The sequence below is a fragment of the Virgisporangium aurantiacum genome, assembly GCF_016863635.1.
In the GTDB taxonomy this organism is placed as follows: domain Bacteria; phylum Actinomycetota; class Actinomycetes; order Mycobacteriales; family Micromonosporaceae; genus Virgisporangium; species Virgisporangium aurantiacum.
Genome location: NZ_BOPG01000024.1, coordinates 81,796 through 96,658 on the forward strand (window position 1 = coordinate 81,796; position 14,863 = coordinate 96,658).

Annotated in this window: 13 protein-coding genes and 1 pseudogene; 5 read left to right on the plus strand and 9 right to left on the minus strand. The window is 72.0% G+C overall.

Annotation, left to right across the window (positions count from 1 at the left end; all coding sequences use genetic code 11):
* Positions 1–18 precede the first annotated feature (18 nt).
* Genes Vau01_RS18920 through Vau01_RS18935 form a run of 4 tightly spaced genes read left to right on the plus strand, consistent with a single transcriptional unit; the run spans position 19 to position 4,743 of the window.
* Positions 19–2,919, plus strand: a complete 2,901-nt coding sequence (locus tag Vau01_RS18920) for a beta-galactosidase (protein WP_239151699.1) — start codon at positions 19–21, stop codon at positions 2,917–2,919.
* An 11-nt stretch (positions 2,920–2,930) separates the two neighbouring features.
* Positions 2,931–3,386 (plus strand): type II toxin-antitoxin system PemK/MazF family toxin, encoded by a 456-nt coding sequence (locus Vau01_RS18925; RefSeq protein WP_203994353.1) that lies wholly within the window; start codon positions 2,931–2,933, stop codon positions 3,384–3,386.
* Between the two features lie 47 nt (positions 3,387–3,433).
* Positions 3,434–3,745: a PadR family transcriptional regulator gene (locus Vau01_RS18930; protein WP_239151700.1), complete on the plus strand. Its 312-nt coding sequence runs from the start codon at positions 3,434–3,436 to the stop codon at positions 3,743–3,745.
* On the plus strand, positions 3,742–4,743 hold the full coding sequence (locus Vau01_RS18935; protein ID WP_203994362.1) for a hypothetical protein: 1,002 nt from the start codon (positions 3,742–3,744) through the stop codon (positions 4,741–4,743). The genes Vau01_RS18930 and Vau01_RS18935 overlap by 4 nt, the downstream gene beginning before the upstream one ends.
* Before the next feature lie 29 nt (positions 4,744–4,772).
* Here Vau01_RS18935 and Vau01_RS18940 read toward each other — a convergent pair whose 3' ends face one another.
* From Vau01_RS18940 to Vau01_RS18975, 9 genes and pseudogenes are all read right to left on the minus strand, one after another.
* A complete protein-coding gene (locus tag Vau01_RS18940) occupies positions 4,773–6,803 on the minus strand; it encodes a S9 family peptidase (RefSeq protein WP_203994364.1) in 2,031 nt (676 codons plus the stop codon).
* The gene (locus tag Vau01_RS63430) at positions 6,800–7,270 is read right to left on the minus strand and encodes an NAD-binding protein (protein ID WP_275423950.1); all 471 of its coding nucleotides are present in this window, start codon (positions 7,268–7,270) and stop codon (positions 6,800–6,802) included. Before Vau01_RS63430 ends, Vau01_RS18940 begins: the two co-directional genes overlap by 4 nt.
* Positions 7,244–7,747 (minus strand): annotated as a pseudogene (locus tag Vau01_RS63435) (NAD(P)-dependent oxidoreductase); the annotation flags it as partial. The pseudogene Vau01_RS63435 and the gene Vau01_RS63430, both read right to left, overlap by 27 nt.
* Positions 7,723–8,409: an SDR family NAD(P)-dependent oxidoreductase gene (locus Vau01_RS18950; RefSeq protein WP_203994370.1), complete on the minus strand. Its 687-nt coding sequence runs from the start codon at positions 8,407–8,409 to the stop codon at positions 7,723–7,725. The gene Vau01_RS18950 and the pseudogene Vau01_RS63435, both read right to left, overlap by 25 nt.
* Positions 8,406–9,311, minus strand: coding sequence for a cupin domain-containing protein (locus tag Vau01_RS18955; RefSeq protein WP_203994372.1), 906 nt, complete (start codon positions 9,309–9,311; stop codon positions 8,406–8,408). Before Vau01_RS18955 ends, Vau01_RS18950 begins: the two co-directional genes overlap by 4 nt.
* On the minus strand, positions 9,308–10,669 hold the full coding sequence (locus Vau01_RS18960; protein ID WP_203994381.1) for an amidohydrolase family protein: 1,362 nt from the start codon (positions 10,667–10,669) through the stop codon (positions 9,308–9,310). The genes Vau01_RS18955 and Vau01_RS18960 overlap by 4 nt, the downstream gene beginning before the upstream one ends.
* A gap of 29 nt (positions 10,670–10,698) precedes the next feature.
* Positions 10,699–11,679 carry an alpha-ketoacid dehydrogenase subunit beta gene (locus Vau01_RS18965; RefSeq protein WP_203994384.1) on the minus strand — a complete coding sequence of 327 codons (981 nt, stop codon included), beginning with the start codon at positions 11,677–11,679 and terminating at the stop codon, positions 10,699–10,701.
* Positions 11,667–12,638 (minus strand): thiamine pyrophosphate-dependent dehydrogenase E1 component subunit alpha, encoded by a 972-nt coding sequence (locus Vau01_RS18970; RefSeq protein WP_203994386.1) that lies wholly within the window; start codon positions 12,636–12,638, stop codon positions 11,667–11,669. Before Vau01_RS18970 ends, Vau01_RS18965 begins: the two co-directional genes overlap by 13 nt.
* Positions 12,635–13,948, minus strand: a complete 1,314-nt coding sequence (locus Vau01_RS18975) for a M24 family metallopeptidase (RefSeq protein ID WP_203994388.1) — start codon at positions 13,946–13,948, stop codon at positions 12,635–12,637. The genes Vau01_RS18970 and Vau01_RS18975 overlap by 4 nt, the downstream gene beginning before the upstream one ends.
* 132 nt (positions 13,949–14,080) lie before the next feature.
* On the opposite strand from Vau01_RS18975, the gene Vau01_RS18980 reads away from it, so the two are divergent.
* Positions 14,081–14,812: a helix-turn-helix domain-containing protein gene (locus Vau01_RS18980; RefSeq protein ID WP_203994390.1), complete on the plus strand. Its 732-nt coding sequence runs from the start codon at positions 14,081–14,083 to the stop codon at positions 14,810–14,812.
* The last annotated feature ends 51 nt before the right edge of the window (positions 14,813–14,863 follow it).

Here is a 14,863-nt window from a genome sequence, read left to right on the forward strand (position 1 = left end):
CCCGCCCGGAGGTGTGCCGTGCGAATCGCCCGGTTGTCGGCCGTCGTGCTGCTGGTGATCGCGCTCATGGGTCCGGTTCCGGTGGGCGCGGCGCCGGCGGCGGAGCGGCACACCGTCGCCTATGACCGGTACTCGGTGACGGTCGACGGGCGGCGGGTGCTCGTGCAGGGCGCGGAGTTCCACTACTTCCGGCTGCCGAGCCCGGACCTGTGGCGCGACGTGTTGGAGAAGATCCGCGCGGGCGGCTTCAACACGGTCTCGCTGTACTTCGACTGGGCGTACCACTCGCCGCGGCCGGGCGTCTACGACTTCACCGGCGTCCGCGACATCGACCGGCTGCTCGGCATGATCGACGACCTCGGACTGTACGCCGTCGTACGGCCCGGACCCTACATCAACGCCGAGACCACCGGCGGCGGGTTCCCGGCGTGGCTCAAGCTCGTGCCCGGCCTCGCCCGCACCAGCGCGCCCGGCTACACGGCGGCCTACACCGAGTGGCTGAGCCGGGTGAACCCGATCATCGCTCGCCACCAGGTGACGCGGGGCGGCCCGGTGCTGCTGTACAACGTCGAGAACGAGTACCAGGTGAACACCGACGCCGCCTACATGCAGGCGTTGCAGGACAAGGCCCGCGCCGACGGCATCGACGTGCCGATCGTCACCAACGTCTGCTGCGACGCCGGAAGCTGGGCCTCCACGTGGGGGAGCGGGCCGGGCGCGGTGCAGATCCCCGGCGTCGACGACTACCCGCAGTCCTTCGACTGCGCCAACGCGGAGACGGCGTGGGGACCGTGGGGCGAGGGCGTCACCGAACGGGTGCGTACGGACGGGCCGGGGTACGCCGCCGAGTACCAGGCCGGCGCGATCGACCTCAACGACACCGGCTACGAGAGGTGCCGGGAGCTGACCGGCCCGGAGTACATGCGGTTCTTCTACAAGAACAACGCGATCGCCAGCGGGTCGACGATGTTTTCGTACTACATGACGTTCGGCGGCACCAACTGGGGCTGGCTGTCGCAGCCGAACGACGTCTACACGTCGTACGACTACGGCGCCGCGATCACCGAGGGACGCCAGCTCACCACCAAGTATGACGAGTTCAAGCGGCAGGGCTACTTCCTCGCCGCCGCGCGACCGTTGACCAAGACCGATCCGGCGCCGGGGCCGGTGTCGGGCAACCCGGCGGTGCAGGCGGCCGCGCGGGCGAACCCCGACACCGGTACGCAGTTCGTGCTCGTCCGGCACACCGACCGGGCCGCCTCCACCGACGACGCGTCCACATTGGACTGGAACACGCCCGACGGCCGGTACCGCGTCCCCGTCACGGTGACCGGGCGGGGCGCGCAGATCCTCGTGGCCGGCCTCGACCTCGGCGGACAGCGGCTGGTCTACAGCACGTCGGAGCTCATGACGCATGCGACGATCGACGGCCGCGACATCGCCGTCCTCTACGGCAGCGGAGGCGACGGCAGCGGAGGCGCCGGCAGCCGGGGCGACGGCGACCGGGGAACCGCCGGCGAAACCGTGCTGCGGTACCGCGAGCGGCCGCGGGTGCGGGTGGTCGAGGGGACGGTCGCGTCGTCGTTCGACCCGGCGACCGGAGACCTGCGGCTGGCCTACCGCCACGACGGCCTGGCCCGGGTGGAGATCACCGGCGGCGGCCGTCGCCCCGCGTTGCTGCTCCTGGGGACGCACGAGACGGTCGCGTCGTTCTGGCGCATGGACACCGGCCGCGGTCCCGTGCTCGTTCGAGGTGCTCACCTCGTCAGAAATGCTTCTGTCCACGCGGAGACGCTGCGCCTGCGCGCGGACGCCGCGGCCGGCGGGCCCATCGAGATCTTCGCCCCCGCGAAGAGGGTGACCGTCAACGGCACCGCGACACCCGTGCGCCGCACCGCGAGCGGCTCGCTGCTCGGCACCCTCAGGGGACCGGATCCCGTGCGGTTGCCGGAACTCACCGGTTGGCGCGGGCACGACGAGGCGCCCGAGGCGCGGCCGGACTTCGACGACTCCCGATGGACCGTTGCCGACCGCACGACCTCGCTCAGCCCCTACCCGCCGGTGACGCAACCCGTCCTGTACGCCGACGAATACGGTTACCACTACGGCAATGTGTGGTACCGCGGCCGGTTCACGGCGACCGGCGCGGAGACGGCGGTGAAGCTCAACGCGATCACCGGACGCCGCGGCAGCTATCTGGTGTGGCTCAACGGCCGCTACCTCGGCACCGCGAAGGGTGGCGTGGAGGCGGACGCCGAGCCGAACAATCCCGACCCCGGGCCGGGAACGTTCGCCGTGCCACCGGGTCTGCTCACGCCTGGGCAACCGGCGGTGCTGTCGGTGCTCGTCGAGAACATGGGTCACAACGACGACTGGACCGTCGACGACAACCGGATGCGCCAGCCGCGCGGTCTCGTCGGGGCCGCGATCGTGACCGCCGGCGCGTCGGTTCCGGTGTCGTGGCGGATCCAGGGCGCCGGGCCGGCCGACCCCGTGCGCGGGCCGCTGAACAACGGCGGCCTGTACGGCGAACGGAACGGGTGGTCGCTGCCCGGGTCCGTGGACCGGCGCTGGCCCGCGATCGGCGCGCTGGCGGGAACCGCGGTGCCGCCCGGCGTCAGTTGGTACCGCACCTCGTTCCGGCTCGACCTGCCGAGGGGACACGACGTCTCGGTCGCGCTGAACTTCGACGGGCCGCTGCCCACCGGTCACCGGGTCATGATTTTTCTGAATGGCTGGAACCTCGGGCTGTACGGTGGCGGCATGGGTCCGCAGACCCGGTTCGTGCTGCCGGCGGGCCTGCTCCGCGACGGCGCGGTGAACACGCTCGCGCTGGCGGTGACCGCGCGCGAGCCGTCCGTGCTGGGGCCGGTGAACCTGGTGACCCTCGGGGTCCAGCGGGGCGGCACCGCTGGATAGAGTCCCGGGTCATGTCGGGTCTGTTGAAGAGGTTGTTGGGTCGGGCCGAACCGCCGGGTGCGGCGCAGCCCGCGCGGCGGCGACAGGTCAGGGCGCTGCGACGCGCGCCGTTGTCGTACGCCCCGAACCCGAACGGCCGGGCCGATCCGGGCGAGATCGTCTGGACGTGGGTGTCCTATGAGGACGATCCGCGCCAGGGCAAGGACCGCCCGGTCCTCGTGGTCGGCCGCGACGGCCGCACCGTGTTCGGGCTGATGTTGTCGAGCCAGTCCGATCGCGACGGGCAACGGGACTGGCTGGCTCTCGGCGCGGGCCCGTGGGACCGCGACAACCGGCCGAGCTGGCTCCGCCTCGACCGCGTCCTCCGGATGCCCGACGACGGCATCCGCCGCGAGGGCGCCGTGCTCGACCGGACCCGCTTCGACGCGGTGTGTACGGCGTTGCGGGCGGACTACGGCTGGACCTGAGTACATGGTCCTTGCGCTGGTTAACTCTTAATATGTAGAGTTAGCGCGTGACCCGCTCCCGGCGACCGTCCGCACAGACCACCGCGGTGGTGCTCGCCCTGGCCGCCGAGCCCACGGTCTGGCGGTACGGCTACGAGCTGTGCCGGGAACTCGGCCTCAAACCCGGTTCCCTGTACCCGATCCTGATGCGTCTCGCCGACCGGGGACTGCTGGAGGCATCCTGGGACACCGAGGTCCCGTCCGGCCGGCCGCCGCGTCACCTGTACCGGCTCACCGGTTCGGGGCGGGCGCTCGCCACCGAACTCTCCCGGGACCCGCGCCCGGTCACCGGCCTACGGGAGGGGTGGCAGGGCGCATGACCGACGTACCCGAGCGCATCCTGGCCGTCGCGGTCGCGGCGTTGCCCGAACGCCGGCGCGATTGGGGTCTGGCGATGCTCGCCGAGCTCCACGAGGTTACCCGGCGAGGGGACCGCTGGGCGTTCGCCCTCAGCGGCGTCCGCGCCACGCTGCTCATCCCGCCCGCCGGCGGCTGGTCGGTGCTCGCGCTCGTCGCGGGTGCGGTGGTGGCGGCGGTCGCGGCCGTCGGGCGCGTGGTCCGCGCGGAACTTCCGGCGCTGACGGTGTTCGCGATGACGTTCACCGCGGTGCTCGGCGCGCTCGTGGTCCTCGGCGTGGCCCGTTCGGCGAAGCCCCGCCTGCCCGCGCCCGTGCCCACCCTCGTGGTGGGCGGCGCCGTCGCCGCGTCGATCGTCGGCGTCGTCGTCTTCCTGCACCGCGAACCCGCCGCCGCGCGGTACCTGCCGGCACCGGCCGCCGCGTACCTCGCCGCCGTGCTGGCCGGTTGCCTGTGGATCGCCGTCACGTCCCCGCGCCCGCTCGGCACCACCCGGCTCGCGCCGTACCTCGGTGCCGCCGCCGCGCTGGTGCTCGCCGCGTGGTCGCTGGCGTTGTACCGGCTCGAACCGGTCGAGCCGCCGGTCGTGGTGGCCGAGGTGCTCGGGATCGGGCTGATGCTCACGCCGTTCGCGGTGTTCGCCGTCCCGGCGTTCGTCGCAAGCCGGGCAGCCGGCCGACCAGCAAGCCGAGCAGCCGGCCGGGCCGCGGGCGGGTCGCGCCGCGCGGGCGTCCAGGCCCTGGTGTGGACGCTCACCGCGGCGATGCCGCTCACGTTCGCCCTCTGGCTCCCGGAAGCGTTGCGCCGCCACGCGATCGACGGCCACACCCTCGACGGCGAGGTCGTCGCGCCCGTCGGCGTCAACCTGTCCGACGCGATCGTGTTCTGCCTCGGCCTGCTCCCGGTGTTCGGCACGGTGCTGGGCACGGCCGGCGCCGCCGTGGGCGCCCGCCGCCGCTGAGGCCCGGCCGGCACACCCGGCGGCTGGCGTCAGCCGAGCATGGTCGGGGGGTGCCACTCCTCGCCGCGCACGTGGTGGGCCAGGAACGCGAGCACCGTCGAGTACCAGACCTTCACGTGTTCGGGCTTGAGGATCCAGTGGTTCTCGTCGGGGAAGAAGAGGAACTTGTGCGGGCTCGACCCGTCGGCGGCCTTCGACCGGGAGAGGAGGTCCCACCACAGGCGGAGGGCCTCGCCGACGGGGACGCGGTAGTCCTTGTCGCCGTGGATGACGAGCATCGGGGTGGTGATGGCGTCGGCGAAGCGGTGCGGGGAGTTGGCGTCGGTCATCTCCGGGGTCATCTCGCGGAGCCAGTAGAACGGGGCGTCGGTGGTGGTCGCCATCTGGTCGAGGGCCCACAGCGAGGCGTGGGTGACGATCGCCGCGAAGCGGTCGGTGTGGCCGGCGATCCAGTTTGCCATGTAGCCGCCGAAGGAGCCGCCCATCGCGGCGGTGCGGGTGGCGTCGATGTCGGGCCGGGCCGCGGCGGCGTCGGTGATCGTCATCAGGTCGGTGTACGGGGCGCCGCCCCAGGCACCCCAGCCGCGCCGGATGAAGTCGATGCCGTAGCCGGTGGACAGGGCCGGGTCGGGCAGCAGGACGGCATAGCCCTGCGCCACGGCGAGCCACGGGTTCCAGCGCCACGACCACGAGTTCCAGGAGTGCAGCGGCCCGCCGTGGATCCACAGCAGCAGCGGCGCCGGCGAATCCGTCCGCGGCAGCGCGAGCCAGGCGCGGAGCGGGGCGCCGTCGGCGGCGGTGGCGGTGACCTCGGTCAGCGTCCCCGGAAGCTCCAGCGCGGGCGCCGGGCCGAGGAGCGGCTCGATGACGCCGTCCGACGAGACCCGGACGGGAGCGGGCGGACTGTCGACGGCCGTGCGCAGCGCGTAGATCCAGGCCCCGTCGGGCGAGACGCGGACGTCGGTGTACGTGCCGTCGTCGGGTGTCAGGCGGGTGGGCTCGCCGGTGGTGGCGTCGACGCGCCACAGCGGTGAGCGTCCGTTGTCGTCGGCGGCCACGATCAGCGCGGTGCCGTCGGGGGTCCAGCGGGCGCGGGACGGCCAGCGGTCCCAGCCCTCGGTGAGCGGCTGCACCGGCCCGCCGCCGAGCGGGACGACGCCGAGCCAGGAGTCGCCGGGATCGTGCGGGTTCGACCGCCGGTGGACGAGGAGCGCGACGCGTTCGCCGTCGGGCGAGAGCCGGGGCAGGCCGTACTCGTGGTCGGCGTCGTCGGCGAGGATCCGCCGTTCGCCGTTCGCCACGTCGATCGCCACCAGCGTGTCGCGCTGCGAGCCGGCGGATTCGGCCACCCGCCACACGGCGACGACGGTGCGACCGTCGGGCGTGATGTCCCAGCCGCTGTCGGCGTCCAGGGCCCGACCGACGTGCCCGGTGACGTCGCGCAGCGGCAGGTCGGCATCGGCTGAGGCGTCATCGGCGGGGAGATCGGCGACCAGCAGCCGGGTGCGGCCGGGCCCGAGGTCGTGGTCCCAGAACCGGATCGGGTACTCCTCGTGCAGGATCGCCGAGACGGCCGCCTCCTTGCGCTTGTCGCGGAGTTCCTTGTCGGCGGCCAGGTCGGCCGACGACGGCAGCATCGACGTGCCGACCAGCACGGTGCCGCCCGTGCTCACGAGGACGCCGTGCACCCCGCCGGCCGGTTCCGCCACCACCCGGGCGTCGCCGCCACCGGCGGGCTGCAGCCACAGGGCCGTCGGCGGATCGTCTTCGCTCTCCCGGTCGGGCGACGGCCGGGCCGAGGTGAACAGGAGGTCGCCCGACGGCGTGAACGCGGCCGTGGACTCGCCCTTGTCACTGCGGGTCAGCCGCCGGGCCGGGCGGACGCCGGCCGGGTCGACCTCCCACAACGCCGTGGTGTAGCGGGTTCCCTTGCGGTCGCGCGTCGCGACCCCCACCACCAGCCGGCGACCGTCGGGAGACAGCCAGAGCCCACCCACGCGCGGGAGGCGCGTGTAGGCGTCGAGGTCGGAAAAGGGATCAGCGGGCGCGTCGATGATCACATACCATTTCTACCACCGTTTCCGGTTCGCCGCCCGACCGATAGCCGACGGTTGCGGAGGTGCTCGGCGATCGCGCTCATGTCGCGGTCGCCGAACCCGGCGTCCACCGCGCCGGCCACGGCCGCGCGGTTCGCCGTCGCCTGGGCCGCCGGCACGCCGACCCGGGCGGCGAGGGCGAGCAGCAGGTCGAGGTCCTTGCCGACCAGGTCGAGCGTGAACGCGGGCGGCACGCCGTCGGGATCCTCGAACGCGGCCCGCTTGTACCCGACGAACGGGGCGCCCGCGACGCTGGCCGCGAAGACGTCGTAGGCGGTGGACCGGTCGACCCCGGCGGCCTCGGCGACCACCAGCGCCTCCGACAGGGCCTGGTTCAACGCGTGCACGATGCCGTTCACGGCGAGCTTGATGGTGGCGCCGGTACCCGCGGGTCCCACGTGGACGACCCGGTGCGACAGGTGCGCCAGCACCGGCCGGGCCCGGTCGAGGTCGGCGAGCCGGCCGCCCGCCAGCACCGTCAACTGTCCACTCTCGACACTCGGCACGCTGCCCGACACCGGCGCGTCGAGGTGCGCCGCGCCGGCGCCCCGCACCAGATCGCCGAGCCGGATCGCGGTGCGCGGGTCGATCGTGCTGGTGTCGGCGACGACCGTTCCGGCGCGCAGCCCCGCCACGAGCCCGTCCGCGCCGGTGTAGGTGGCCTCCACGGCCGCGTCGTCGGCCAGCGACACCAGCACCACGTCGGCGCCCGCGGCGGCGGCGCGGGCGGTGGGCGCGAGGTCCGCGCCGGTCCGGGCCGCGACCGCGGCCGCGCGGTCCGTCGTGCGGTTGAAGACCTTCACGGTGACGCGTTGAGCACGTAACCGCGCCGCCATCGCCGCACCCATGCGGCCCGTTCCGATTACGGCGACGACGGGACCGGTCACGTCAGCATCCACCCGCCGTCGACGGCGAGGTTGACGCCGTTGACCCCGCCGTTGGTCAGCAGGAACTCGGTGGCGCCGACGACCTCGTCGGTGGTGGCCAGCCGGCCGAGCGGCGTACGCGACACGACGTGGTCGAGCGGCTTGCCCTCCCAGAACGGCGTGTCGCCGATGATCCCGGGGTGCAGGGCGTTCACCCGGATCGGCGCCAGCTCGACGGCGAGCGTGCGCACCATGCCCGTCACCCCGCCGTTGACCGTCGACACCGTCGTCGAGCCTGGGTACGGGCGGTCCTTGGCGAGCCCGCCGAACAACACGATCGCGCCGGTCGGTGCGATCCGCGGCAGCAGCGCGTGGATCACCTCCGTGTAGCCGACGAGCTTGAGCGTCACGAGCCGCACGGCGCGCGCCACGTCGTAGTCGGTGGCGGTGTTCTGGTCGCGCTCGATGGCCGCCACCACCAGGTGGTCGACGGGGCCGACGTCGGACAGCGCGTCGGCGATCCCGGCGGGCTCGGAGATGTCCAGCGCGATGCCCCGGGCCGACCCGCCGACCTCCTTGGCGATCGCCTCCGTGCGGGCCGGGTCGCGTCCGGTGATCACCACCTCGTCGCCCCGACCGGCCGCGCGCTGCGCGATCGCGCGCCCGATGCCCGACGTGCCACCGACAACGACGACGGAACTCACGGTTGATCCCCCTTGTCGGCGAGCGCGGAACGCAGGTACTCCCAGTCGCGGACGAACCGGTACGAGTGCCGGCCGGGCGGCTGCGGCGACTGGGTCTCCAGCCAGCGCAGGTTGCCGCCGCCGGCGTTGCCGAACCCGTGCACGCAGCCGGCACCGGCCCACGCCACGTCGCCGGGGCCGAGCGTGTACACCTCGCCGTCGAACGTCGCCGACGCGGTGCCCTCGAGGAACAGGTACGTCTCCTCGAACGGGTGGTCGTGCGGGCCGGCCGTGCCGTCGGGCTCGTACTGCACCATGAACATCGTGGTGAGCCGGGCGCCGAGGTCGCTGTCGACCATCATCTTCACGGTGATCCCGCTGTAGACGAGCAGCGCCGTCCGCATGCTCGCGGAGACGGCGAGCATGCCCTGCTGCTGCTTGGCGGCGTCCATGTGGCCCGGGGTGATGCTGCCGAACCGGCGGGTGCGCGGGTCGCGGACGTCGACGGGCACCGGCTCGTGTTCCGGCAGCGCGGGCACGAGGATCGTGTCGCCGTCGAACCGGTCGCGCGGCACCGGTCCCTGCATCTCGGCCCACCGCACGGGTTCGTCGCCGTCGTTGCGCCACGCGTGCGCGACGCCGACCGGCAGTAGCGCGTAGTCGCCCGGGCCGAGCCGCACCGCACCGTCGGCGGTGTCGAGCACGCCGTACCCGTCGAGGATGTAGACGCTCTCCTCGAACGAGTGCACGTGCGCCGGCACGGTGCCGGCGGGGTCGAGCACGCCGATGTTGAACCCGGTGTGGACGCTGCCGGCCGCCTCGGTGACGACGTCCCATCGCGTGTAGCCGGTGGCGCCGGCCGCCCAGCCGCCGGGCGCGGCGTACGTCGCCCCGGCGGCCGTGCGGACCAGATGCGAACTCATGCGGCCGGGGCCTCCGACGCGCGGCGCGCGGCCTCGGCGAGCAGGTAATCGCGCGAGTTCTCGACGAGGTTCCGGGCGTTGGCGACGTCGGCGACGAGCTTGAAGTCGCGCTTGCGCCACACGCCGTCGACGAGCACGGCCTCCACGTTGGACACGTCGGCGCACAGCACCACGGCCGCGACCGGGTCGTGGATCGGCGTCATGTTGATGGCGGTGGCGTCGAGCAGCACGACGTCGGCCTGCTTGCCCGGCGTCAGCGACCCGGTGCGGCTCTCCAGCCCGGCCACGTGCGCGCCGTTGATGGTGGCCGCCTCCAGCATCTGCCGGTGGGTCAGCAGGCCCTGCGCGGGCTCGTTCTTCTCCCACCAGATCGCGTTGGTGCGGGCCCGGTCGGCGCCGAACGCGGCCCGCATCTGGGTGAACATGTCGCCCGGGACCGTGGTGACGACGTCGATCGAGAAGCTCGGCCGCAGGCCGTACTCCAGCGTCTTGGCGGTGGGCGGCCAGCCGTGGCCCATCTGCGTCTCGACCTGTGGCGCGATGGAGACGGTGCCGCCGGAGTCGGCGAGCAGCCGCCACTCCTCCTCGCTGAGGTAGCAGCAGTGGATGAACGTGGTGTCGGGCCCGAGCAGGTCCATCGTGGACAGTGCCTTGACCATGCCGAAGCGGCCGGCCATGCGTCCCATCGCGACGTGCACGGTGATCGGGATGTTCAGCTCGCGGGCCAGCGCCCACTCCGACCGGACCACGTCGTCCTTGCAGAACCCGGTGCCGCGGGTGGCGAGCGCCATCGTGAGCAACTGGTCGTCGGAGGAGAAGTGGGCGTCGCGGATGCGGCGCACGTCGTCACCGGGGATCGCGATGGAGCTCTCGAACCAGTACGCGGCGAGCGAGGTGTTCGCGCTGCCGTACGCGTACTGCGCCCGGATCCCCGTCTCCTGCAACGCTTTCACGCCGGCGTCGGGGTGGTCGGGGGTGTTGTTGATGTGCGACCAGTCGACGAGCGTGGTGATGCCGGCGTTCAGGCACTCCAGCGAGCCGGCGAGGTTGCTGGAGTAGACGTCCTCCGGCCGGTACAGCGGCGCGAACGTGTCGAGGATCTCGACGAAGTAGTCGTCCAGGGTGGCGTTCGGGGCGACGCCGCGGATGGCGGTCTCCCACGTGTGCCGGTGGGTGTCGACGAAGCCGGGGATGACGATTCGGCCGGTCGCGTCGACCACCTCGGCGTCGGCGTCGATGCTGGGTTCTACGGCGGCGATCTTCCCGTCCTCGATGAGGACGTCGCCCGTGGCGAGGTCGCCGATGGCGGGGTCCATGGTGATGACCTGACCACCACGGAGCAGGATGCGGTTGCTCATGACGGTTCCTTCGGGTGGGTGGGTGTGCGTCAGTACTCGGCGGATTTACGGACGGCGGTGACGAGCTTCTCGACGGTCGGGATCACGCGGTCCTCGAGCACGTCGGCGAACGGCAGCGGCACGTTCTCCGCCGCCACGCGGCGGATCGGGGCGTCGAGCGACTCGAAGCCCTCCTCGGCGACGATCGACACGACCGTGCCGCCCCAGCCGCCCTGGTACGGGTTCTCCTCGACGACGACCAGCCGCGAGGTCTTCGCCACGGAGGCGAGCACCGTGGCCATGTCGAGCGGGATGAGGCACCGCAGGTCGATCACTTCGACGGAGATGCCGTCGTCGGCGAGTTCCTTCGCTGCGGCCAGGGCCAGCGGGACGGTGGACGCCAGCGCGACCACCGTCACGTCGGAGCCCTCGCGCACGACGGCGGCCTCACCCAGCGGAACCACGTGGTCCGGCGGCGCCGGTGTGCCCTTGGACGCGAACAGTCCCTTGTGTTCGAAGAAGACCACGGGATCCTCGCTGCGGATCGCCGACGCCATCAGCCCGACCACGTCGGCCGGTGTCGACGGCGCCACGATCTTCAGCCCGGGCACGGTGAGCGCCCAGTTCTCCACGGCCTGCGAGTGCTGGGCGCCGAAGCCCAGCCCGCCGCCGTTGGCGGTGCGGATCACCAGCGGCACGGTGACCTGACCGCCGGTCATGTACCGCACCTTGGGGATCTCGTTGGCGAGGTAGTCCCAGCAGCAGGCGAGGAAGTCGGAGAACATGATCTCGGCGACGGGCCGCATGCCCGTCATCGCCGCGCCCATCGCCGCACCGACGATGGCCTGTTCGGAGATCGGGGTGTCCCAGACCCGTCCGGCGCCGAACTCCTCGAACAGCCCGACGGTCGTCTTGAACACGCCGCCCGCGGCGCCGATGTCCTCGCCGAGGCAGACCACGGTGGGGTCGCGCCGCATCTCCCGCGCGATGCCCTCGGCGACGGCCTCGCGATAGGTGGTCAGGTCCGCCATGTCGCGCTCCCGTCGGCCCACACGTCGGTGAACGCCTCGGCCGGGTCGGCGTCGGGTGCGTTCTTCGCCGCGTCGACGGCCGCTTTCACGTGCGTGTCGGCGCGCTCGTCGACCTTCTGGATCTCGGCCGGTTCGACGCCCTGCGCTTCGAGGCGGGCCCGGGCGATGTCGAGCGGGTCGTGCTTGAGCCACCGCTCCACCTCCTCGGCGGGGCGGTACTTCGCCGGGTCGGTGCGGCTGTGGCCGTGGTGCCGGTAGGTCTCCGCCTCGATGACGGAGGGGCCCTCGCCCGCTCTCGCGCGTCCGACAGCCTCTGACGCGGCCTCGTGGACGACGACCACGTCGTTGCCGTCGATGACCCGGGCCGGAATCCGGTACGCCGGCGCCCGATCGGCGGCCGGATGCTCGACCGCGGTGACGGCGCCGATCGGCGTGTACTCCATGTAGAAGTTGTTCTCGCAGACGAAGAGCACGGGCAGCTTCCAGACGGCGGCCAGGTTCAGCGCCTCGTGGAACGCGCCGATGTTCGTCGCGCCGTCGCCGAAGAACGCGACCGCGACCTGGTCGGTACCGCGCAGCTTCGCCGACCACGCCGCGCCGACCGCCATCGGCAGGTGCGCGCCCACGATCGCGTACGAGCCGAGCATCCCGTTGGCGGCCTTGGTGAGGTGCATCGAGCCGCCCTTGGCCTTGCAGATGCCGGTCGCCTTGCTCATCAACTCGGCGAGGCACTCCTCGGCGGTGGCGCCCATGGCCATCGCGTGGTGGTGGCCGCGGTAGGTCGCGAACACGTAGTCGTTCTCCCGCAGCGCCGCCGCCGTGCCGACCGCCACCGCCTCGTGCCCGGACGCCAGGTGCGTGGTCCCCTTGACCAGACCCGACATGAACAGGTCGAAGGCGGCCTTCTCGGTACGGCGGATCACCGCCATCCGCTCGTACATGTCGATGAGCTCGGTCATGCCGGTTTTCCGTTGTCGTTGTTGAGGTGCGACTGCGACTCCCGGGTGTGGCTCAGCGCGCCGCCCGCGGTGAAGTAGCGTTTTCCGGCGACGAGCAGTTCCTCCGCCGGGAACTTGGTGATGACCTCGCACCCGTCGGCGGTGACCACCACCTCCTCCTCTATCCGCGCCGCCGACCAGCCGTCGGAGCCCGGCCAGTAGGTTTCGAGCGCGAACACCATGCCCTCCTCGAGGACCTCCGGGTGGTCGAGCGACACCAGCCGGCTGAAGATGGGCTTCTCCCAGATCGACAGCCCGACGCCGTGGCCGTACTGCAGCGCGAACGCCGCCTCCTCGTTGGGGAAACCGAACTCCTCGGCGCGCGGCCACACGGACACGATGTCGGCGGTGGTCGCGCCGGGCTTCACGAGGGCGATCGCGTGGTCCATGTACTCGCGACAGCGGACGTAGGCGTCACGTTGGGCGGGTGACGCGCTGCCGACGGCGAAGCAGCGGTAGTAGCAGGTGCGGTAGCCCATGTGGCTGTGCAGGATGTCGAAGAACGCCGGGTCGCCCGGTCTGATCAGCCGGTCGCTGTAGACGTGCGGGTGCGGCGAGCAGCGTTCGCCGGAGATCGCGTTGACGCCCTCGACGTACTCGCTGCCGAGGTCGTAGAGCACCTTGGAGACCAGTCCGACGCACTCGTTCTCCCGGACGCCCGGCCGGAGGAACCGGTACAGCTCCTCGTACGCGGCGTCGACCATCGAGCACGCCTGCGCGAGCAGTCCGATCTCGTCCCGCGTCTTGATCCGCCGGGCGTCGAGGAAGACCTGCTGACCGTCGACGACCTGGAGCCCTTCCCGTTGCAGCGCCGCGAGAATCGGCATCTCGATGAGGTCGACGCCGACCGGCTCGTTGGCGAGACCGTGCTCGCGGAGCACGGTGGCGACCTTGCGGGCCACCTCCTCGGCGATGCCCGCGTCGGGGTGGAACGCCCCGCGCAGCGTGGAGATGCCGGCGCGGGCGCGGTTCTCGCCGTCGAGCCACGGGTTGTACAGCTGGTGGTGCTTCGCGGCCGACCCGAAGTCCCACAGCACCGGCTCGCCGCCGCGCGGCAGCACCGCGAAGCGGATCAGCTTGTCCATCGCCCAGGTGCCGATGTGCGTCGACGTCATGTAGCGGATGTTGGCGAAGTCGAAGGTGAGCAGCGCGCCGAGGTCGGAGTTGTCCAGGGACGCCCGCAGTTTGTCGAGCCGTTCGGTGCGCAGCCGGTCGAGGTCGAGCCGCTGTTCCCAGTCCACGGAGTTGGTGCCGAACGTGCGAACGGTCATGGCCGCGCTCCCTTGGCCGCACCTGTTAAATCTGTGTTACCGGCAACCTACGAAGGTGGGGGCCGTCCGTCAAGCCACACTCAACACTCACAGGTAACCTACACTCGACACCGGCCGAAGGAGTTGATCGTCGTGGCGTCGAACGCGTTGCCCCCCATCGGCGCGCGCCTGCGCGCCGAGCGTCTGCGCCGCGACGTCAGCGTGCGCGGGCTCGCCCGCGAGATCGGCGTGTCGGCGAGCCTGATCTCCCAGATCGAGACGGAGAAGAGCAGCCCCTCCGTCAGCACCCTGTACGCGATCACCACCGCGCTCGGCATCTCGATCGAGGACCTGTTCGACGACGCCCCCACCCCGGTCCCGGACGCTCCGGCACCCCTCGCCGCTGTCGGCGAACCGGTGGTGACGTCGTTCGGCTCCGGCGGCCTGGGCGGTGGTGTGGGCGCGGCCCTGCTGACCGCGTTGACGACCGCCGAAACCGCGACATCCGTGCCCGCCGCGACCGGGGTGGAGGTCGGCACGAGGCTCGGACCCGTCGTCACGCCGGACCTGCGCGAGGTGTTGACGCTCGACTCCGGCGTCACCTGGGAACTGCTCGGCCGCATCCCGCACAAGCACGTCGACTTCCTGCTCATCACGTACCAACCCGGCGGAACGTCGTCGAGTTCGGGGCTGCTGATGCGGCACTCCGGCACCGAGTTCGGGTTCGTGGTCAGCGGCGAACTGACGCTCACGCTCGGCTTCGACACGCACCGGCTGCGTGCCGGGGACGCCGTCTCGTTCGACTCCTCGACGCCGCACGCCTACCGCAACGAGTCCACGGAACCGGCCGTCGGCGTGTGGTTCGTGCTCGAACGCTCCACCTGATCATCGAGGCCTGACACCGCGCAGCTCTATTGCACGGGTGTGAACAAGGAG